This is a genomic window from Elusimicrobia bacterium HGW-Elusimicrobia-1 (genome assembly GCA_002841695.1).
Lineage (GTDB): Bacteria > Elusimicrobiota > Endomicrobiia > PHAN01 > PHAN01 > PHAN01.
In genome coordinates this window covers 21,465-43,115 of record PHAN01000007.1, presented here as the reverse complement: position 1 = coordinate 43,115, position 21,651 = coordinate 21,465, and the positions used below count along the sequence as shown (strand labels likewise).

Here is a 21,651-nt window from a genome sequence, read left to right as displayed (position 1 = left end):
ATGATTAAAAAAAATAAGCGGGGTATGTCTCTGACGGAAATGATGGTGGTTATAGCCATGATGGGCGTGATATTTTCATTGGGCGCCCAGATTATGATCCAGTTCAACAGATATATGGGTTTAAGCAAAGTGCGTATCAATCTTCAAAGAGACGCCCGCGTGATATTCTCTATTATAAACCGCAATCTCAGACAGGCCAAAGTCAGCACGGTAACGCTGGACCGCGTCAACGGCCAGCCGCCCTATTCGCGCATAACCTTTACCAGAATCGACGGGCAGGTCTGGTCGTTTTATCAGAACGGCAGGCGTCTCATGATGGATGTGACCACCGGCGGAAATACCAATTCAAGAACGCTGACCGAGGACATAAGATACCTTGCGTTTACGCCTCCGAAGTCCGAGGATTTGTCAATCATATCGGTATCGTTGACGCTGGAACAGGAAATATTTGAATTGCGGACAAAGGCCCTTCATATGGCCTCTGAAAAAGTTATGGTGATGAACAAATGACGAAAACAAATTTTATCTCCGGCGAAAAAGGCCAGATGCTGGTTCCGATTCTGGCGATACTCGTGATACTCGGCATAATGCTGCCGCTTTTCGTAATTTGGGTGGAGCGCGAGGCCGTCTGGACGGTGAAAGAGCAAAAAAGCGTGACGGCTTTCAATCTGGCCGAGGCGGGTCTTGAACGCGGACTCTGGACGATAAAAATCTCCACATCCAACTGGACTCAGATAAAAAACGGAACGCCGCTTGACGGCTATCACTTTGACTCCGTTTACGACGACATAATCGGCGGGCAGTACAGAATACGCATAACGTCCGGACCATTGGAAAACGAAATAACCATAGTGTCGGAAGGACGCACCATACAACCGCCGGAAAATCGCGCGCTTAAAGCCATATACGCCCGCAAGGCGTTCGACAATGCCATATCCGTCGACGGAGCGATGCAGTGGAAGCCGGGTTTGATAGTTCACTGGGGGCCGGTCGTAAGTTACAGCGCCATCACCCAGGCGCCGGCCGACTGGTATCCCCGCAAGGTTTCCAAAGGCAGAATAGTCGGACGCGACACCAACCCTGATCCTCTTAATTCCGACAATGTGGAGTACTGGGCGTACGAGGACTTGGGGTCGCCACCGGTGATTGACGTCGATTACTATATAAATGTTGCGTCTTTTTCGCGGATATCCGTCGACACGGGAACCGGAGAGATTTTAAAGAAAGTCGGGGCCGCCAAAGCCGTGGCCAATCCGCCCGGAAGCGGAATATTTCTCGCGGCGGCCAACAGCGGCGGCATAAGAATAAAAAGACAGGGCGGCGTGGGCAACAAATATGACTTCAGAAGTTCCACGTCGGTAATATACACGGACGGCACGTTATCCGTAGACAGCGACGTGTTTCTTCAACTACTTGCGCTCGTGGGAATGGGAAATGTAAATTTCGACGCGCAAGGCGTTAATTTTACGGCGTACGTTCCGCCGGGCGCGGAGCTGGAGTATGTAAAGAAAAAACAAGTGACCCCCGCCTACGTTTATCCGGGCGAAGCAACGGGTTCTTATGTAATAGGCAGCCAAAGTCCGTCAATCCGACCGTGCGGAATGCGCGGATTTCTCTACTGCGGAGGACAACTGGGCAACGCCGGCAACTCGTCCATCCTGGGTTCGGTCTACGTAAAGGACGATATAACAATGAACAATTTCACGGTGTTCTACGATACCGGCGTGGCCTACGGCGTGCAGCTTTCCGAAACCCCGATGGAAATAAAGTCCTGGCAAGAGGTAAAGACCACCTGGTAACCCGCCCGAAAAACCCTGAAAAATTATTTTTTACGATGATGAAAAACTTCCTCGCCGTCGGCATATTCTGCGCCGCCATTATATCCGCCGGATGCTCCCGCGCTCCCGAAACCATCACCGTGGAGCATACGGTGTCGTCGGGCGAAACCCTGTCGGCATCGTTAAGCGACAACGCAATAACTCCCGCGACGATCGCGGAAATTTCCTATAACCTGCAAAAGGTCTTCAACCTGAGGCGCTCGCGCGAAGGCGACTACTACAAGGTCGTAACTTCCACCGACGGAATGCTGATATCCTTTTCGTATTATCCCCAGCGTGGTTTCGAGTATTACGAAATTGCCGCGGGCGACGACGGCAAATTCGCCGCCGAGGGCCTCGCAATGGACGTAAAAACCACTACTATGACCGCCCGCGGCGAGGTTAAATCGTCGCTTTGGGAAGCGATGGCCTCGCGCGGTATCGACGGCGAACTCATAATAAGGTTCGCGGAACTGTTCTCCTGGCAGGTGGACTTTCTGACCGACACGCGCGAAGGCGACGAGTTTAAGATAATCTGGTCGGAAAAAGTCGCGGGGAGCGGGGAGCGGCAGAAACGCCGGATAATAGAGAAAATCGTCGCGGCGGAATACATCAACCGCTCGGAAAAATTCGTCGCCGTGGGTTTCGGAAACGGAGACCTCGACTACGATTACTATTCCCCCGACGGCAAATCGCTGCGGCTGGCTTTTTTGAGGGCTCCGCTGAGTTACAGACGGATATCGTCTTATTTTTCCAGAAATCGCTACCATCCGGTTTTAAGGATATACCGCCCGCATCACGGCGTCGATTATGTGGCGCCGGCGGGCACGCCCGTCTCTTCCATAGGGGACGGAACGTTATCCTTCAAGGGCTATTCCGGCGGATACGGAAATCTCGTGCGCGTGCGCCATCCGAACGGTTACGAAACATACTACGGTCACCTGTCGAGATTTGCTAAAATAGCCCGTGGATCGAGAGTCCGGCAGAGTCAGATCATCGGCTACGTCGGCTCGACGGGCGTCGCAACGGGCCCGCACCTGCACTTTGAGATAAGACGCGGAGGCGCGGCGATGAATTTCCTTGCGCTGCGACTGCCGTCGAACAAACAAGTTCCCGTAGCGTATAAGGCCGATTTCGGACTCACGGTTGAAATCGCCCTAAAACGTCTCGACGAGATACGATAAAAAAGTGGTTGGTGAATAGTGTTTAGTGGATAGTAAAAACTCTTTTTCGCTTCTACTCGCCACTATTCACTAATCACTATTCACTTCTTTATTATATGTTCAAACTGAAATTATTCCCGAAACTTGCCCTCATAATGGTCGCCATCGCAACAATGCCGGCGGCCATTATCGGCATGCGCACTATCAACATAAACCGCGTGGGAATGCAGGACGCGATTCTTGAAATCCACACCACGCTGGCCGAATCCGCGGCGCAAAAAATATCGGATTACTGGGAAGAAATCAACAGGGAAATAAAGATAGCCGCGCGAAGTTTGCGGGCGAATATCGACTGGCGGGAAAAACACAGCATACTGCAAGTGCTTCTGGACACCAACCCGAGTTTCGTCTCGATTGCCGTAGTGGACAATAAGGGCAGGGAACTGCTGAAAGCATACAATCCGGACAGAGACGCCAATCCGTCGCTGGTAGACCATTCCGGCGAAGATCTTTTCAAAAGATTCATCGCAAGCCGCGTCCCCGAGATGTCGACAGAAATAACCGACCGCCCGCACATAGTCGGCAAATTTTATCCTCTCACCGATACTCATTCGCTATACGTAAAAATTTCTCTTCAACAACTCAACGACTATGTGTCGCGCGCGGGTTTCGCCAAATCCGGCGTAGTGTTTGTGGTCAACTCCGCCGGAAGAATTTTTCTTCCGGCATACGATGACGCCGCCCAAAAAATAATCCCCGGAAAATCCGGCGCGCGGCTCGAAGATATAGCCAAACTCGATATCGTAAAAAATTCTCTGACATCGGATTCCGTCGGCTCGTCGGAATACGTGCTGCCCGGAGGCAAGTCGGCGGTGGGCGCTTTCACCTCGGTGAAAGAAACCGGATGGGGCGTGGTGGTGCAGCAGGACAAGGACGAGGCGTACATATCCGTCGAGAGAATGAAGAAGGATACGCTGTATCTTACGCTTATCAGCGTTTTAGCCGCGGCGATACTGGCATTTTTCATAGCCAGAGGATTAACCCTGCCCATACTGCGCCTCAGTGAGGCCGCGCGGAAAATATCGAAGCGGGATTTTGAGGTCGCTCCCGCGCTGGCCAAAATAAAAACGGGAGACGAGATAGAGGAACTGTCGAGTTCGTTCGGCGAGATGGCCGTGGAAATTATGCGTTACGACGAAATGCAAGTGGACAAACTTATCTCCGAAAAAACAAAAACGGAGGCCGTCATACTGGCCATGACCGACGCCCTTATTATGACCGACACCGAGGGAAGAATAGAACTCTACAACTCCGCGGCCAAAAAACTTCTGGGCCTCGGCGACAGAGCTCTCGGAGAGCCCGTGTGGAATTTCCTGTCCGACGCGAGTATGCGCGCGGCATTTGAAAACGCCGTCAGCAATCCGGCATCGGTGCCCCGCGAAGTGTCGATAGCGGCCCCCAACGCCATCAGTTACTACACGGCTTCGTCCAATATGGTTCTTCACCCGCAGAAAAAAACCAGCATAGGCGTCGTGGCGATACTAAGAGACATAACGCTTGAAAAAGAGATAGACAACATGAAGGATATATTCCTTCACTCTATCACCCATGATTTAAGGAATCCCATGACGTCCATCCGCGGGTTTCTGAAATTTTTGCAGGACGGCGTCGGCGGACCGGTCACCGCCCAGCAGAAAAAAATGCTTGACACCATGGATCGGTCGAGTCAGAAACTGCTTTCCATGATCAACGATATTCTTGATATAGCCAAACTCGAAAGCGGCAAAATGCGCCTCAATACGGATTACGCGAATCTTGCGCAGGTGGCAAGAAACGCGGCAAATGCGCTTGAAGCCATATTGATCAAAAAGAATATCAATTTCGCCATCGCGCCGTCGGCGGGTATGGAAGAACTGAGATTCAAGATGGACTCAGCCATGCTGGAGCGGGTTTTCATCAATCTGATATCCAATGCGGTAAAATTCACTCCCGACGGCGGCGGCATTACGATTAAACTGGAACAAACGGCCGCGCAAACGGAAAACGGCGAAGTCCAACTTGCCCGCGTATCCATTATCGATACCGGCGAAGGCATACCTCCGGATTACGTGGAAAAAATATTCGATAAGTTTCAACAGGTGGCCGGCCAGAAAAGGGGCGGAACGGGTCTGGGACTTACGATATGCAAGCACATAGTAGAAGCGCACGGCGGCAAGATATGGGCGGAATCAAAGCTGGGCGAGGGCTCCAAATTCATATTTACACTCCCTATCGTGAAAAACTCAAACGGAAAAATCCCCCTCTTTCCCCCTTTTTCAAAGGGGGATGAAGGGGGATTTAATAATTATGCCTGACGCGAAAAAACTAAACTTGACTACCGCCCGCAGATTATCCGTTTTTCTGGCTGTTTTTTACTTTGCGCTATGCGCGCCGCCCTCTCATTCCGCGGAAGTTTTGCAGGAAATAACCGTAAAAGAGGGCGACACCCTCTGGAGCATCTCCAATTTTTATCTTAAAGACCCCCGCCGCTGGCCCGATATTCTGAAACATAATCCCAGATTGTCCAACGACCCCAACATAGTCCTGCCCGGAATGCGGATACAGGTGCCCATTTATCTGATCAAAGAACATTTAAGGGCGGCCCATCTGGTGTATATTCTGCAAGACGTCCGTTTCAGAAGAAGGCAGGAAGCCGAGTGGAAACGCGCGTGGACCAACATGGAACTTTATGAAGACGACGGCGTGCGCACACTGGAAAAATCCCAGGCGCAGGTAAAATTGCCGTCGGGCGAAGTACTGCGGCTTTTTGAAAATTCGCTGCTTATCGTAAAGCCGGAAAAGATGGAAGATCAGGCCGAACTCCTGGCCGGCGAGGTGCGGTCTTCAAAAACCAAGATAATAACCGCGGAAACCGTGGTGAAACCGCAGATAACCGCAAAAAGCGAAGCGCCCGACTTTAAAACTAAAATCAAGGCCGACAAAACCACGCTGGTGGAAGTTTACAAGGGTGTCATTGACGTTACCGCACAGGGCAAAACAGTTACGGTAAGCGAAGGTTTCGGGACCGAAGTGAAATTTCGCGACAGCCCGTCGGCGCCGCTGCGTCTTCCCGATATGCCGGATTTAAAAATTGACGCCCGCGACGCCAAGGCGCAGGCGTCACGGGACGGCAAACTCGAAATATCGATAGCCGTGCCGGATGCGGGATATATGCCATCTCCCGGGGGCAGGCAACATCAATCGGGCGCACGCATGGAAAAAACATCCGGCGAGGGCGAAGAACAAAAAAGCGCGGGAAGGATTCTCGGCAGCGCCGTAAAAAAATACCGTCTGCAGGTATCCACGTCACAGGCATTTGTAAGTATATCCCACGAAGAAACAAAAGATTTAACGTCTAAAATTTCGCTGGACTTTACCCGTCTGGGTCTTCCCGACGGGCTGTACTACTGGCGCGTGTCGTATATAGATCAACTGGGATTTGAGGGCAGATATTCGGAACCGCGCGCGTTTACGGTCGACGTCACACCGCCGCCGCTGGAAGTATATTCGCCCGAGGACGGGGCGGAATACGATACCGAGTTTGTATACGTGGAAGGAAAAACCGAGGCGGGGGTCGCTCTTACGGTAAACGATGTTCCCACAAACGTGGAGGCCGACGGCAAATTTCTCTACGCCATTCTCGCCAAAGAAGGCGTGGTAAAAATCAAAATATCCGTAGCCGACGCGACTGGCAACGCAACTTCCGCGGAAAGAACCGTAATGAAGGTAAAAAAAGGAACGGCCGCCAAACGTGTATTCAAACCGCTTACCGCCGTGGGACAGAAGGCCGCTTCTACGGTGACGCTCCCGATAGCAATATTGACGATTTCGGTTATTGTCGGAGTTATACTTATTATAGTGAGGCCGTAGCATCGCAGTATATATCAGTATCCATCCGCAAATAGAAACAATCCCCCGTTCTTCCCGAATGTAGAAATCCCCCTTTCATCCCCCTTTGTAAAAGGGGGAAAGAGGGGGATTTTTAGCGCACACCCGCGCCTTTCTTACTCGCAGACCAACGAATTCCCCGTTTGCGTCTTGGCCGTTTTAAGAAGTTCGCGCGCTTTTTCCACGACCAGCGAATAATGCGGAAATTTTCCGGGAACAACTTTGGCGCATCCGGTGGAAATAGTCATAATAGGAAATTGAGCCGGCGCGCCGGCTCGGTCTTTGCCCGACACAAAACCGTTTTTTCTGGCATCCGTATCGTATTGGTTGATGATTAAAGCGCCGAAAACGGCCGCGATTTTCTGGGCGATACCCCGGCACTTGTCGGGAGTGGTTACGACGACAAAATCATCTCCGCCTATGTGTCCTATGAAATCCTTGGAGTTTCCCTCTTCCGCCACGGCGGTGCGAAATATCGTGGAAACAAGTTTGATTACGGCGTCGCCCCTGTCGAATCCGTAGCGGTCGTTGTACGATTTGAAGTGGTCGAGGTCGGAATATATCACGCAAAACTCCTCCGCGCCGGCGAGACGGTTTTTTATTTCCGTCTCAATGGACACATTGCCGGGCAGGCCGGTCAGAGGACTTGCCGCCAGGGATTCCCGGGCTCTTTTGAGCAGACCTTCGACGCGGGCGGCAAGCTCAAACGGCTCGAACGGCTTGGTGAGATACTCGTCGGCGCCGAGTTTAATTCCGGTGATTCTATCCTTGGTTTTGGCCAGAGAACTCAATATTATTACCGGAGTAAGACAGATGTCGGAGTTTTCGCGGACCTTCTGGCAAACCTCAAAGCCCGACATTCCGGGCATGTTGACATCCAGGATTATAAGGTCCGGCTTTTCTTCAACAATCTTTCGCAGGGCGGTGTCTCCGTCGGAGGCGGTTACCACCGTGTAATGTTCGGACTCAAGCGTATAAATCAGTAAATCAAGTATTTCGGCGTCGTCGTCGGCTATAAATATTTTGGCGTTTGTCATTTTGTCTCCGTTCGGTACCGTTCAAGCATATTGCTGACTTTAACCACAAACTCCTCGTTGGAAATCGGTTTCTGCACGTATTCGTCGGCCCCGGCTCCGACTCCCAATTTAAGGTCGCCCGAGGCCGAGCGCACCGTAAGCATTATTATCTTGCCGGAAAAGTCCGACGAATCCCTCAACCCGCGGCAAATTCTGAACCCGTTTATGTCGGGCAAATTGACGTCGAGGACAACCACCGCGGGCCGCAGAGTTTTGGCCATTCTCAAAGCGCCGGTGCCGTCGTTGGCCACGGCGACGTCGGCAAGGTCTTCTATCAGAGCGGCGGCGGCTTCGGCGAAATCGCGGTCGTCGTCGACGATTAAGACAGTCGGCCTGTCGCCGTTATGCGTTTTTTTCAGATTCATAAAAATCGCGAAAGCAAAATTGACTATTCCTCGGAGTAAGTAAGATAAATGGATCTTCCGGCTCTGGAAACATCGAAGACCACGCCCTTGGCAATATCGGCCCGCGCCGAGACCTTTTTGAAATCAGCCACGGAAGATATGCCGGTATTGTTAAGCGATTTAACGACGTCGCCGGCCGCTATACCTACGCGATCGGCGGCGGAATAGTCCTCGACGTCCACGACTATCACGCCTTTGACGTCGGAGGCGACGGCGAACTCCGCCCGCAGGGCGTCGGTAATGTCGGACACGGACATCCCCTCCCACTTGTAGGACGATGCGGCGGGAGCGTCGGACGGGGAAGACACCGCCGCCGAAGGTTCGTCGGGCATGGCGGCAAGAACGACATTAAGATTGAGCCGTTTGCCGTCGCGCACTACGGCAACCGCAACTTTTTTGGACGGCGCCGACGCCGAAACGGCATCCTGCAAATCCATGGGAATTTTGACTTTTTTGCCGTCGAAGTCCACTATGACGTCGCCGCGCTTGAGACCCGACGCGGCGGCGGGAGAACCGTCGAGCACGTTGGCCACAAACGCTCCGTCGCGCGACGATAACTTGAAGTTTTTTTCTATGGCCGCGTCGACGGCACGGATTTCAACGCCGAGCCATCCGCGGGTGACCTTGCCGGTTTTTATGAGTTCATCAAGAATGGCTTTCGCCCTGTTTATCGGCACGGCAAAACCTATGCCGGAAAAAACTCCCGTGGGCGCGTATATGGCGGTATTGACACCTATGACTTCGCCGTAAATATCGCACAGCGGGCCGCCGGAGTTGCCCCGGTTTATGGCGGCGTCCGTCTGTATTAAATCCCTGTATGTTCTGCCCTCTATGGACAGCGCCTGGCGCTTCGCGGAAACTATGCCGGTCGTAACCGTCTGTTCCAGTCCGAACGGCGAACCGATTGCCACAACCCACTGTCCGACCCTGATTTTATCGGAATCTCCCAGACGGGCGTATGGCAGGCGGGAACCCGATATTTTTATGACGGCCAAGTCCGTTCTGGTATCTTTTCCGACAACTTTACCTTTGTATTTTTTCTCGGAACCGTCGGCGTGCGCCATAGCCACGTTAATCTCGTCGGCCTCGCGCACAACGTGCTCGTTGGTGAGGATATATCCGTCGGGACTGATAATAACTCCGGAGCCGGTGCCTTCCTGCCGCCTGGTTTGAGGACGCCCTCGGGGCGGCGGCGACTGAGACCGTCGGGGGGCGCCGAAGAACTCCTCAAAAAAACCGTCGAACGGGGAACCGAAGAAAAACTCATACCGTGGCGACTGAATTTTTTCTATGTGCACAGTGGAAATATTGACGACGGCGGGCTTAACGTCCGCGGCTACGCGAATGAAAGCGTCTTCGAGATTTACCGCTTCCGACGACGCAACCACTCCGGATGTTTGATAGGCAGGGGCGCCGCAGTCGAAACGTCTGCGTCCGGAAGTGAAAGAAAAAACCAGCGCAAGCAACAATGCCAGCAAAGAAAATAAGTACGCTTTTTTTGCGCTCATTGCACGTTAACCTGTCACAGAAAAATATATCCCTTTTGCGGCCCCGCCGGACTGCGGACGAGCCGGCAGTTGTGCCGCAGTTATGTCCGACTGTCGAAAATGTGGGCGGAAATGGATTATACAAAATTTTGCCCGCCGACGGCAATTTTTGTAGAATTGAGTATCGACGGCAGCATGGAGCGGCAATGGTTTTTACGGGAACTGTGTTAAGCGTAAATGTGGCTCAAAAAAAGGGCGAAAAGAAAGCGCCCGTCTCTTCGGCTTTGCTGAAACACGGCGGCATTGAAGGCGACGCACATTTTTCGTCGGTTAAAGAGGTCAGTTTTTTGGACTGGGGGGCGGCCGAGAAACTGGCGGCCGGCGGCACCGGGGCGGCGCGCATAATCATCTCTCCGGGCGATTTTGCCGAGAATATTACGACCAAAGGCCTGGATCTCAGAATGGCGCGGATAGGGGCGCGCATAGAAATCCGGGGAGGAGCCGCTGAAACGGTTTTATTTGAAGTGACATCCATCGGCAAAACCTGTCACGACGGATGCAGAATAAAACAAACTCTGGGCGACTGCGTTATGCCCCGCGAGGGTGTATTCGCAAAAGTTGTGCGCGGCGGATCAATCAAGCCCGGAGACACGGTGGAGCTTAAAGTATAAGGAGCAGCGCGGCGACGGTTGAAAATAATCATAATTTTATGAAAAAACATATTTTGAAAATCAACGACGTAAAGGCGGCCGTTCTGACGTGCTCCGACAAAGGCAGCCGCGGACTCCGGCGCGACACCGCTGGTCCGGCGGTGGAAAAAACACTTTCGCGTCTCCAATCTTCGGGGCTTGACGTAAAAATAACCGCGCGGCTGATACTTCCCGACGAACGCAAACAAATCGGCGCAATGCTGAAAAAATGGTGCGACACGGGGATTGCCGACGTTATATTTACCGTCGGGGGAACCGGTATGGGTCCCCGCGACTGCGCGCCCGAAGCCACACGCGATGTTATGGACAAATTGTGTCCGGGAATACCCGAACTTATACGCTGGGAATCTTTCAAAATAACAAAACACGCCGCGCTTTCAAGGGCGACTGCCGGCATTCGCAAGAAAACGCTTATTATAAATCTGCCCGGCTCTCAAAAAGCCGCCCGCCAGACATCTGCCGCGCTGCTGGCCATCCTTCCGCATGCAGTGGAATTGCTGCGCGGTCACACTGAACATTAAATAATATTATGCCCGTACTTTCCGACAGGTTCGGACGCGTAATCAACTACATCCGCGTGTCCGTAACCGACCGCTGCAATCTGCACTGCCGTTACTGCCGCACAGGCAGCGGAGCGGACGGTTTTGCGCCGCGAGGGGAGATTCTTACTTTTGAGGAAATCATTTTCATCCTTGAAACGGCGCGGGACAAATTCGGGATAAAAAATATACGTCTTACCGGAGGAGAACCGCTGGTAAGGCGCGGAATAGCGGATCTTGTAAGACGGCTTGTCGCCGGCGGCTTTGCGACGGGAATGACCACCAACGGCACCCTGCTGGAACAAGCGGCGCCGGAACTGAAATCCGCCGGGCTCAAACGGCTCAATATAAGCTTGGACACCCTTTCCGCGGAAGTTTACCGCGCAATAACCGGCGGCGACATATCGCCGGTCATGTCCGGAATTGAAGCGGCAATAGCAGCCGGGTTCGACGAGATAACGGTAAACGCCGTCGCGCGGCCGGGCGGCGAGAGCGGAGCCGAAAATTTTCTGTCGTGGGCGGCGGCGCGGAATTTAGACGTCAAGTTCATAGAGGAAATGCCGCTGGGCAAACACGCGCCCGTAAAAAAAGGGATGGCAAAAAGCGCCTGCGGCACCGAGATTTTAACGACCGCAGCCGACAGCGCGCGGCCCGTGGACACTTTCGATTTTGCGGCGTTTGAACGAAAAATTGTAAGCGGTATGGGCCTGAGTGAAACTCACAGCGAGGGGTTCGGCCCCGGCAGATACTACCGCAAAAAGCAAGGCGGACATAAAATCGGTTTCGTCGCGGCGCTTTCAAAACCGTTTTGCGAAAAATGCGACCGTCTCCGCCTGACGTCCGACGGCAAACTGCTGCCGTGTCTGGGCCACCCCGAATTTGCGGACTTGCGGCAATTGCTCAGAAGCAAAAAATCGACGGACGAGAAACGCACGGCCGTAGCCGAAAGCTTCATTTATGTGGCGGATATTAAACCCCGCAACCACGACGACTTCGCGATGGCGGGCGCGGTGAAAATGGATTCGATAGGCGGCTGAGAAAAACTAAGGAGACCCGAAAATATGCGGTTTACTCATCTTGATACCGACGGAAAAATACAAATGGTCGACATCGGCGGCAAAAGACACACCCGCCGCGCGGCAGTGGCGGAATGTTGCCTGAAAATGTCTCCGGCCACGCTTTCGCTGCTTAAGAAAAACGTTCTTTCAAAGGGCGACGCCTTCGCCTGCGCAAAAATAGCCGCGATCGCGGCGGCAAAAAAGACATCGGAACTGATTCCGCTGACACACCAGATAAATCTCTCGCACGCGGATGTACAATTCACATTCGCCGAGGGAGAAGTGCGTATTACGGCGTCGGCGGCGACACAATACGCCACAGGCGTGGAAATGGAGACGCTTACGGCGGCGGCCGTAGCGGCGCTTACGCTTTACGATATGCTCAAAGCGGTCGAGCGCGGAATTGAAATAAGCGGTCTTAAACTGATTCAAAAAACTGGCGGCAAATCCGATTGGCTAAAAAAATCGACGGGTAAAATCTCACGGAGAGACAAAAGATAAATGACGTCGAGACAGGCGGGATACGTTACTCCCGGAACTGATAATCCGCCGCTTGCGGTGCTGAGTGTGGGCAACTTCGACGGTGTGCACCGCGGACACGCGCGGCTTATCGGACGGGCCGCGCGCGCGGCCCGCAAAATCGGCGCAAAGTGCGTGGCTGTGACTTTCAAGAAACCGTTCGGCGTGAGGACGGGAAGCGCGCTGACATCGGCCGAAGAAAAAGCCGCCTTGCTTATAGAAGCCGGCGCCGACGAAGTCATCGCGCTCGACGGCGGGAATAAACTCTGGCGGCTTTCGCCGGAGGATTTCGCGCGGAAAATACTCTTGAGGTTAAATCCCGCCGCGATAGTCGCCGGATATGATTTCAGATTCGGCAGAAACGCCGCCGGAAAGGCGCAGGACCTTCCGGCCATACTGCGCGAAGCCGGCCGCAAAATAAAACTTATCGTCGAGAAGCCGTTGAAACATCGCGGAAGCATAATATCGTCGAGCGCCGCGCGCAGGGCCGTCGCGCGGGGCGACGTTAAGACCGCATCACGTATGCTGGGCAGACCGTACTCCGTATCGGGCGCCAAGACATCGGGCGCGGGGCTGGGCGCCAAACTCGGTTTTCCGACCGTCAACATAAATGTCCCGCGCGAAAAAATGCTGCCCGCCGGAATTTTCGCGTGTTTCGCGTCGCCGGCAACGGACAATCGCCGGCCGATAATGCTTAAAGCGGCCGCCTACGCGGGAAAATCGCCGACTTTGCTGCGCCTCAAAAAAAATCGCCTTGAATTCCACGTTATATCCCCCGAAGGTTTTCTGAACGCAGTGAAAGACGCGCGGAAATGGAAAGTTTTTTTTATCGATAAAATCCGCGACGACAAAAAATTTGCGAGCACGCGAGTGTTGAAAAAACAAATAAAAAAAGATATTATTCTGGCGGGTGGCCTGCTGAATAAACCGTCATCAAAGGCAAAAGTTAAGCGCGGCGACCCGGGGATGGCAACTGTATGAATATCGGGTTTTTTTCTGACGTATATCGTCCCGGAATCGACGGTATCGTAACGGCTCTGGACATGTTTCTTATAGAAGCCGCGAAAATGTCGCATCCGACTTACATAGTCACTCCCCGCTATCCGGCGTATAAAGACACGCAATCGAATATTATCCGCGTTCCGTCGGTGCCGTTTCTCTTCTATCCGCCGTATCGAATAGGTTTGCCGGGGTTAAGCAAAAAAACCTACGACACCATAAAAGCTCTGGACCTTAATGTCATACACACTCACTCGCCGTTCAGCGTTGGCCTCTACGGAGTCCATTTGGCGCGTAAGTGGGGGCTGCCTCTTCTCTACACTTATCATACGCTTTATCCGAAATACGTTCACTATTTCTTCAAGGGAAAGGTTTTGTCGCCTAAAATGGCGGAAGGTATTGTAAGACGTTACTCTGATAAATGCGATTGTGTGGTTGCGCCTTCCCCTCAGATGAAAGACGAACTTGTTTCCTACGGCGTAAAGTCCCGCATAGTAGTGCTGCCCACGGGCGTAAACAAAGCCGACTTTGAAGCCAAGGGATTATTCGACGTAAGAAAAAAACACGGCCTCGGAGAGGAGACCAAAATACTTCTTTACGCCGGACGGCTCGGGAAAGAAAAAAATCTGTCGCTGCTGTTAAGGTCTTTCAGAAAAACGCTCGACGAATATTCCGACGCGCATCTGTTTATGGCCGGAGACGGAATTTTAAAAGATGAACTCAAGACGCTCGCGCGGTCGCTTAATATAACCGGCAAAATAACATTTCTGAATTTTCTCGACCGCCAGACCCTCGCGCAGTATTACAAGGACGCGGATTTGTTCGTTTTTCCGTCGATAACCGAAACGCAGGGGCTGGTTTTGATAGAAGTGATGATGAACAAGACCGCGGTCGTGACGATGAATCAGGGCGGGGTCTTGAGCATAATACGACACGATAAAAACGGAATTTTGTCGGGTAACACCGTGGAAGAATTCGCGGGATGGACTCTGAAACTTCTGCGGGACGACGGCTTGCGCGGCCGACTGGCCGAGGCCGGCCATCGTGACGCGCTTGAAATGACGTCGGAAGTATCGACCCGCCGTCACATTGAGCTTTACAAAGAATTGATCGACGAAAAAAAACGCGGAAAGCGTTAAAACGATTTTACTTATTCATTACCAATCCCTTTTCTTTCCGGTCTTTAAATGTTTATATAATCTACCTGTGTTGTTTCTTCTTATGATTGTCGCGAATAATTACCACCGCCAAAACCAGCGCAACAATGATCATACCTACCAGCGGTATTAAAGCTAAGTTAGATCCGGTCATAATTCTACCTCCCTGTCCAAAAGAACGCCGATACCAACAAAACCTATAACCGCAAAAAATCCGGCCACAACCACCGATAAATGAGATTTATCCGGCACAACTACCGGGCCCAAAACGTTAATAGCCAACACAAGTTTTGCCGAATCGAAGAAAAACTTTGCCAAATTTCCACGCTGACGCGATGACAGCATCATCCCCCTTTTGTTTGATGTTACAAAAATAAGTCTACGATGTCAAGAATAAACTTAAAAACTTTTGAATTTCCCCAGGATGTAGACGGTGACGGGGCGGTGCATCCAGGGTTTCTCTTCTTCCGGATTTCTTACTCCCAAATCCACTCTGTTTCCCTTGATGGCATTGCCGGTGTCGGCGGCGTAACCGTAGCCGTAACCGGGTATCCACAGGCGCGTCCTCAGAGGTATAACGCGGGGATCGACGGCCACAATGCCTCTTTGCATCTTCATTCCCAGATAAGTTATCGTTCCGTCGCGCCAGGCCAGAGGATCTCCCGGGTAATACGCCGTGGCGATCATTTTTTTCTTGGGAGCGACGGTAAGATTGTAGGTCTCGACGGCGTAACGCCCCTTCTTGTCGAGCAGATGAAGATATTCCTCGATACGCTCGACTTGTTTACGCGATATAACCTCGCGCGACGACTCGGCGCCGTCCCTGCGGGTAACTTTTGTTTTTGTGACGACCGTGCCAACCCTGAACTTTTTATAAAGCGCCGGACGCAGATTGTCGAGTGATTTCACGCGGGCAAGGAGCTTCGTGACCGGCGGCGAAGAACTGATTTCTATCTCTTCGGTAACGCGGATTATTCTTATTATGCGGGGATATTCCAGGGGAGAATCGCCCGGCGGCTCGACGATGTCCTTAGACCCGGCGGCAAAACCTTTTTTAGCCAGCGCCTCGCCCACGGTGGCCGCGGAAACAACCACGGTGCGTCGGGCGCCATCGGCGATGATAACCGTTTTTCTGGATACGAAATAGTAGACCTCGGCGGCCGCAAAAAGCGCGAACGCCGCCACGAAAGCGGCCGCGGTCTTCTTACCTATCCTCATATTCCTCAAGATACGGCCGCGGGCGGAACTTCGCGCCGAGGCCTTCGGCAGTTTTTTTGACGCCGTCGATATCGGCGCCCGGAAATTCTACGGCCGTTACAGTCACGTCGAAGCCCAGAGCTACGGCGCGGCGGATAAAATCAAGCACGGAAGCATACGCGGAAATTCCGGCCGCAGGCCGGTTTACGCGGACATAATCTTCCGGCGTGGCGGCATTTAAACTTACCGAAAGGCCGTCGACGATACCGGCGATATCCGGCAGCAACTCGCGTGCTCCGTCGGTATTTATGAGACCGGTGGTATTAACGCGAATTCGCCGGCCGGATTTTTTGAGTTCTTCCGCCACAACTTTCATAATATCGAATCTCATAAACGGCTCGCCGTATCCGCAGAAAACTATTTCTGTGTACGGGGTTCCGGCTTCGGCATCCGCTTTCTTAACCGCATCCACGACTTCCGAAGCCGACGGTTCTCTCTCCAATTTAAGATCTTGCCCTCGGAATTGCCAACCCCATTTATTTTTTATGCAGTAAACGCAGGAGCAGGGACAGCGATTGGTAAGATTAACGTAAAGCGCGCCCTTATAGGGGTAAACGGCGGTCATACACTTTCCTTTTTACAGCCCTTTTCCCGTCGGAGAATTCAGGGTCTGAAATATTTTTGCTCTCCTGCCGTCTCCGACGATACTTTTACTTCACCCTCACCTGCCCTTCGGGCTTCCTCGCCCATCGAGGGAGAGGATTGAGGTGAGGGGGTAAGTTTTGTGACCGACTATTCCTTTTTATATTATTGGTTCGGAATACCGAATAATTTTAAAGCGTTTAAAAATGTCGCCTCGGCGGCGGCCTCGAAGGCGATATTTTTTAAGCCGGCGACGGCCTCCACGACGTAGCGGACATTCGCGGGTTCGTTTCTTTTTCCCCTCAAAGGCACGGGCGTCAGGTACGGCGAATCCGTCTCGGCGAGCAATCTGTCGAGAGGCGCGCGCGCGACGACATCTTTTAAAATATTTGACTTGGGATAAGTAACCGGTCCGTCGATGCCCAGGTAAAATCCCAAATCCATAAATCTTTCGGCTTCCGGCCACGCGCCGGAAAAACAATGAACGACCCCGCGCCATTTTTGCGAAGCGGAAGCCAGCATACTCAGACAGTCCTCGCAGGCCTCGCGGCAATGCACCACCAGAGGCCGTCCCGTATCCAGCGCGATTTTCATTTGCGCCTCAAAAACTTTTTTTTGCGCGGACGGCTCCGAATGTTTATAGTGATAATCAAGACCGGCCTCGCCGACAGCCAGGCATTTGGAGCCCGACAGCGCGCGTCTCAATATCTCAAAATCGTGACTACGGCCGGCGTCGTGGGGATGAATGCCGGCGGTATACCAAAGATTGTCGAATCCGACGGACAAATCCGCCGCGGCAAGCCATTCGGCCGGATTGAGCGCGGACTCGACAATAAAAAGTTCCGCGGCGGCGGCTTTTATTATTTCAATCCGGTCGCCGTCGTAAACGGGGTCGAGAAGATGGGCGTGAGTGTCGAATATGCGGGTCATTCGAGTATTATATTGTACTCTCCGGGCGGAATCGCCGCATCTTTTTGAATGGACGCCGCCACCGGCAGTTTGTCTTTGTTTTCCAAAAAGTAAGCCGCCACATCGGGATGAAGCCGTATTTTTACTTTTACGTCTTCCGCCGGAAGGCGGCGGCGGCTGAGCAACTCGTCGATTTCGGCCGCGACTTTTATGAAAACCGTCTGGCGCGACGGCACCATTCCGCTGCCGCCGCATACCGCGCAGGCCTCGCCCATAAATGATCTTAACGACGAGGATTTACGCGAGCGGCTCAACTCTATAAGCCCGAGATTAGTCACGGGAAATATTTTTATTTTCGCCTTGTCGCTTTTCATGGCTTCCCTGAGCGCGTCGACAACCTTGCGCTGATTCTGGCGGTTTTTCATATCGATGAAATCAATGACGATTATTCCGCCGATGTTTCTGAGGCGAAGCTGGCGCGCGATTTCCTGCGCGGCCTCTATGTTGGTGCGGGTTACGGTATCCTCCAGGGACGAACCCAGGAACTTGCCCGAGTTTACGTCGATGGCGCACAGCGATTCGGCTTCCTGGATTATTATATATCCGCCCGAAGGCAGCTTTACCCTGGCGCAAAGAAGACCGTCGAGCTCTTTTTCCACGTCGAAGGCCGTAAAAATGGGTGTGCGGTTTTTATAGACCTTTATCCTTGAAGCCAGCTCCGGCGCGATATCCTCGACATATTCCAGCGCCTGTTTGTGGACTTCGTCGGAATCCGTAAGCAGCGATTCGACCTCGTCGGTAAAATAGTCCCTTATAACCTGCTCGACGGCGTCAAGGTCGCCGTATACGAGTTTGGGCGGTTTGCTTTGCTCATATTTGTTTTTGATTACTTTCCAAAGCTTGTCGAGATATTTGATTTCGGCGGCTATCTCGTCGGCGGCGGCGTCCTCCGATTCCGTGCGGGCTATCACTCCGTATTCGAGTTTTTGCGACGAGAGAGCTTTCGATATGGCGTCTTTAAGTTTTGAGCGGATGGGCCTGTCTTCTATGTTTTTGGACACGCCTATTTTGTCCGAAAAGGGCATAAGCACGCAAAGGCGCCCCGTCAGGGATATATCCATCGTTATCTTCGGGCCTTTTGTGCCTATGGCGTCTTTCGTTACCTGCACCATCACGTCGGCGCCGGATTTAAGAACGCTTTGAATTTTTTTGGTCTGAGGGACAACGTCGTCGACTTGAAGATACGCGTTGCGGCCGATGCCGATATTTATGAACGCGCTGTTTAATCCCGGAAGCACGTTGGCTACGCGGCCCTTGTAGATATTTCCTACGATCTTTTGCCGGTTGGGTCTGTCGACAAAATAATCCGCGAGGCGGAATTTCGAGCCCTCGACACATTCTATGATGGCCGCTCTTGTTTCAAGCGATGTTGATGAGATAAGTATTTCTTTTTTCATATTGGTTATTCCGCCCGCGCCGAGGCGGGCTTTCCTTTTATTAGTATCGACGGAAAAAGCGGCTGTCAAACCGTCTCCTGTCCGCCATATATTATTATTTCACTTCCCCGCTGCCGACTTGCCGCCGCCCGCCTCTCATTATTGCCCGCACGCTCATATCTCGATTATTGCGCCGTCCCTTTTAACCGCGTAAAATCTGAGACGCCTGACCAGAAGCGATTCCGGAGCGACCCCGAAAATATGGGCCGTTATTTTGTCCGGCTTAAGATTCCCCGACGGTAAAAGATTCACGGCGAGAGACAGTACGCCGTTTTCAAACGAAGCGGATCTGATGATTTTTTTAAGATCGCGCGGTTTAGAATCCACTTCGACCACGGACGATTCGAGCGCCAGAAATTTTTGCAGCGCACCCGGCGCATCGACGGGAGGGACGTCGAAAAACACGGAATAATCTTCGACACCGCAAAGCGACTCAAGGGAGGCGAAGGCCGTGGGTATCTGGCGGACGGACAAGACCGCGTAGCCCTCGGGCAGACATTCATTGAGACGGTCGGATGTCTCCTGCGGCGGCACGTATCTTAAAAATTCGACTTCCATATACTCCGCTTCGCTCTCGTAGCCCACGGCTATGGCCGGGCCGAAAGCGATTTTGGGCTGCGGGTGAAACCCCGCCGAATACTTAACGGGCAGGCGGGCTATCCGCACGGCCCGACGGAAAACTTCCACCTGATCGTTATGCGAAATAAATCTGGCCGACGACTTCCGCGCCAAACGTATTCTGAATCGCACGGACTTTATTTCCCGTTGCGGCGCAGCGGCCGCCAAAACCGCCGGCGACGGCTCGACGGGAACTTCGGAGCCCGCTTCGCCCCTTGCCGAGGGCGCGGCAACCGAGATGGAAATATGCGACCACGGCAGCGCGAAATCGGTCCCGAACCTGTTGACATAATCGCGGACGTCGATACCCGCGTCTTCAAAGGCCTTCATCCAGATGTCGAATCTGAAAAACTCCGACCACTGGTCGAATCTGGCTCCCATGGCATAAGCCGCGGCGATCACGCCGGACAAACGCCTGTCGCCCCGAGACAAAAGCGCCTCTGTAAAGCTCGCCGCGCCGTCGTGGCTCTTGACGGCGCCGCCCAGGAGTTTGCGCAATATTGTTTTCTTGCGGGAGAGCTCTTCCGTTCCGGCGAACGGCTCCCGCTCGAACTTTGTCCCCGGTTTAGGCACGAACGGCGACATGGAAACTTTGATGCCTATGCCGCGGCACTCCGACCTTATGCGTTTGACGAGCGCGGCAATACCCTCTATGTCGGCGTCCGTCTCCGTGGGCAAGCCGTACATAAAATAAAGCTTGACCTGTTTCCAGCCGGCGGTATGCGCGGCGGATACGGCGGCCACGACCGCATCGTCGCTCAAACGTTTGCCGATACGCTCCCGCAATCCTTCGGTGCCCGCTTCGGGAGCCAGAGTCACGGAAGGCCGCGACGCGGATTTAGCCAGCGCTCCGGCCACATCGGCGCCGAAGTTGTCGCAGTGAAGCGAAGGAAGCGCCACCGACACCGGATAAAGAGTATTGGCGGACAGCGCGCCCTCTATAAGCCGGGCAATACCCGGATAATCTCCGCTTGAGAGCGAGGCGAAGGAAACCTCGTCGTATCCGGTGTTTTTTAATCCCACGCGCACCGCTTCCAAAATAACATCGGGACGGCGCACTCTGAGCGGCTTGTAGTACCCCGACGCCTGACAAAAAGAACAACTATGCGGACAACCGCGCGCGATTTCAACCGATAATCTGGAATGAACGCTTGCGGCCGACGGCACCACGGGCGCCGCAACCGGCGGGCGGGACGCGATATCGAAAACTCTTTTGGCCACTTTATCGGGCGCGGCATGCGAGAGTTTGCGAAGGCCGGAATATACCTTGCGCTCGTCGTAAACCGGCTCGTATAAGGACGGCACGTAAACGCCGGGCACTCCGGCCAGCGACTCCAGAAGCTCTCTTTTGCCCGCCCCCGACGTCTTGGCCGCGGCCAGACGCTCCATAATTTCCACCACGGCGTCTTCGCCGTCGCCGATGACGAACGCGTCGAAAAAATCCGCCAGCGGCTCGGGATTCATAGTGAGCGGCCCGCCTCCCAGAATTAAGGGAAAGGTCTCCGCGCGGTCTTTTGAAAACGCGCTCACACCCGCGGCATCGAGCATATATAAAATATTGGAGGCGCAAAGTTCGTGCTGAAGCGTAAAACCTATCGCGTCGAAATCTTTCAGCGGTTTTTTTGTCTCCAGCGAAAAAAGAGTTTCGCCGCGGGAGCGCAGCGCGGCGGCCAAATCGTCGGCCGGGGCGAAACACCTGTCGGCGGAAAAACGCGTATCGCCATTGACGACGGCATAAAGAATTTCAAGCCCCATCGACGACGTTCCTATTTCGTAGAGATCGGGATAGCACAGACAGATACTCGCCGACGGCTCGCCGGCGGCCTTTGGCCGGAGCCGCGACGTGGCCGGAGTCGAATAAGAATTCCACTCGCCGCCTGTGTAGCGCGAAGGACGTCGCACGGAATTGATTATTTTATCCAAATCATTCATG

Annotated in this window: 20 protein-coding genes; 11 read left to right on the top strand and 9 right to left on the bottom strand. The window is 53.2% G+C overall.

The features are described 5' to 3' along the window. From CVU77_05515 to CVU77_05495, 5 genes are all read left to right on the top strand, one after another. Positions 1–510, top strand: coding sequence for a hypothetical protein (locus tag CVU77_05515; GenBank protein ID PKN01395.1), 510 nt, complete (start codon positions 1–3; stop codon positions 508–510). Beyond that, on the top strand, positions 507–1,799 hold the full coding sequence (locus tag CVU77_05510) for a hypothetical protein (GenBank protein ID PKN01394.1): 1,293 nt from the start codon (positions 507–509) through the stop codon (positions 1,797–1,799). The genes CVU77_05515 and CVU77_05510 overlap by 4 nt, the downstream gene beginning before the upstream one ends. A gap of 35 nt (positions 1,800–1,834) precedes the next feature. Further along, positions 1,835–3,001, top strand: coding sequence for a peptidase M23 (locus tag CVU77_05505; GenBank protein PKN01393.1), 1,167 nt, complete (start codon positions 1,835–1,837; stop codon positions 2,999–3,001). A gap of 95 nt (positions 3,002–3,096) precedes the next feature. Beyond that, on the top strand, positions 3,097–5,334 hold the full coding sequence (locus CVU77_05500; GenBank protein PKN01392.1) for a hypothetical protein: 2,238 nt from the start codon (positions 3,097–3,099) through the stop codon (positions 5,332–5,334). Next, positions 5,306–6,889: a hypothetical protein gene (locus CVU77_05495; protein PKN01391.1), complete on the top strand. Its 1,584-nt coding sequence runs from the start codon at positions 5,306–5,308 to the stop codon at positions 6,887–6,889. Before CVU77_05500 ends, CVU77_05495 begins: the two co-directional genes overlap by 29 nt. A gap of 134 nt (positions 6,890–7,023) precedes the next feature. Here the strand turns inward: CVU77_05495 and CVU77_05490 are convergent, their stop codons facing one another. From CVU77_05490 to CVU77_05480, 3 genes are read right to left on the bottom strand one after another with little or no spacing between them, the layout of a single operon-like run. Continuing rightward, entirely contained in the window at positions 7,024–7,944 is a 921-nt protein-coding gene (locus CVU77_05490; protein PKN01390.1) for a diguanylate cyclase response regulator, read from the bottom strand. Beyond that, positions 7,941–8,348 (bottom strand): hypothetical protein, encoded by a 408-nt coding sequence (locus CVU77_05485; GenBank protein PKN01389.1) that lies wholly within the window; start codon positions 8,346–8,348, stop codon positions 7,941–7,943. The genes CVU77_05490 and CVU77_05485 overlap by 4 nt, the downstream gene beginning before the upstream one ends. A gap of 23 nt (positions 8,349–8,371) precedes the next feature. Beyond that, the gene (locus CVU77_05480; GenBank protein PKN01388.1) at positions 8,372–9,895 is read right to left on the bottom strand and encodes a hypothetical protein; all 1,524 of its coding nucleotides are present in this window, start codon (positions 9,893–9,895) and stop codon (positions 8,372–8,374) included. 185 nt (positions 9,896–10,080) lie between these two features. Between CVU77_05480 and CVU77_05475 the strand changes: the two genes are divergently transcribed. Genes CVU77_05475 through CVU77_05450 form a run of 6 tightly spaced genes read left to right on the top strand, consistent with a single transcriptional unit; the run spans position 10,081 to position 14,838 of the window. Continuing rightward, positions 10,081–10,545: an MOSC domain-containing protein gene (locus tag CVU77_05475; protein PKN01387.1), complete on the top strand. Its 465-nt coding sequence runs from the start codon at positions 10,081–10,083 to the stop codon at positions 10,543–10,545. A 38-nt stretch (positions 10,546–10,583) separates the two neighbouring features. After that, a complete protein-coding gene (locus tag CVU77_05470) occupies positions 10,584–11,105 on the top strand; it encodes a molybdenum cofactor biosynthesis protein (GenBank protein PKN01386.1) in 522 nt (173 codons plus the stop codon). 8 nt (positions 11,106–11,113) lie between these two features. Next, on the top strand, positions 11,114–12,160 hold the full coding sequence (locus CVU77_05465; GenBank protein ID PKN01385.1) for a GTP 3',8-cyclase MoaA: 1,047 nt from the start codon (positions 11,114–11,116) through the stop codon (positions 12,158–12,160). Between the two features lie 24 nt (positions 12,161–12,184). Beyond that, positions 12,185–12,682, top strand: a complete 498-nt coding sequence (gene moaC, locus CVU77_05460; GenBank protein ID PKN01384.1) for a cyclic pyranopterin monophosphate synthase MoaC — start codon at positions 12,185–12,187, stop codon at positions 12,680–12,682. Continuing rightward, positions 12,683–13,681 carry a hypothetical protein gene (locus CVU77_05455; GenBank protein ID PKN01383.1) on the top strand — a complete coding sequence of 333 codons (999 nt, stop codon included), beginning with the start codon at positions 12,683–12,685 and terminating at the stop codon, positions 13,679–13,681. After that, entirely contained in the window at positions 13,678–14,838 is a 1,161-nt protein-coding gene (locus CVU77_05450) for a hypothetical protein (GenBank protein PKN01382.1), read from the top strand. Before CVU77_05455 ends, CVU77_05450 begins: the two co-directional genes overlap by 4 nt. A 168-nt stretch (positions 14,839–15,006) precedes the next feature. Here the strand turns inward: CVU77_05450 and CVU77_05445 are convergent, their stop codons facing one another. The 6 genes from CVU77_05445 to CVU77_05420 all read right to left on the bottom strand — a co-directional run bounded on the left by CVU77_05445 (position 15,007) and on the right by CVU77_05420 (position 21,650). Beyond that, positions 15,007–15,201, bottom strand: a complete 195-nt coding sequence (locus CVU77_05445) for a hypothetical protein (GenBank protein ID PKN01381.1) — start codon at positions 15,199–15,201, stop codon at positions 15,007–15,009. 54 nt (positions 15,202–15,255) lie between these two features. Then, on the bottom strand, positions 15,256–16,074 hold the full coding sequence (locus CVU77_05440; GenBank protein ID PKN01380.1) for a hypothetical protein: 819 nt from the start codon (positions 16,072–16,074) through the stop codon (positions 15,256–15,258). Next, positions 16,061–16,678, bottom strand: coding sequence for a radical SAM protein (locus CVU77_05435; GenBank protein ID PKN01379.1), 618 nt, complete (start codon positions 16,676–16,678; stop codon positions 16,061–16,063). Before CVU77_05435 ends, CVU77_05440 begins: the two co-directional genes overlap by 14 nt. Before the next feature lie 182 nt (positions 16,679–16,860). Then, complete coding sequence (locus CVU77_05430) at positions 16,861–17,859, bottom strand: hypothetical protein (GenBank protein ID PKN01378.1); 999 nt, start codon at positions 17,857–17,859, stop codon at positions 16,861–16,863. Continuing rightward, positions 17,622–19,130: an Rne/Rng family ribonuclease gene (locus CVU77_05425; GenBank protein ID PKN01377.1), complete on the bottom strand. Its 1,509-nt coding sequence runs from the start codon at positions 19,128–19,130 to the stop codon at positions 17,622–17,624. The genes CVU77_05430 and CVU77_05425 overlap by 238 nt, the downstream gene beginning before the upstream one ends. A gap of 84 nt (positions 19,131–19,214) precedes the next feature. Continuing rightward, positions 19,215–21,650, bottom strand: a complete 2,436-nt coding sequence (locus tag CVU77_05420) for a hypothetical protein (protein ID PKN01376.1) — start codon at positions 21,648–21,650, stop codon at positions 19,215–19,217. Position 21,651: the final 1 nt, after the last annotated feature.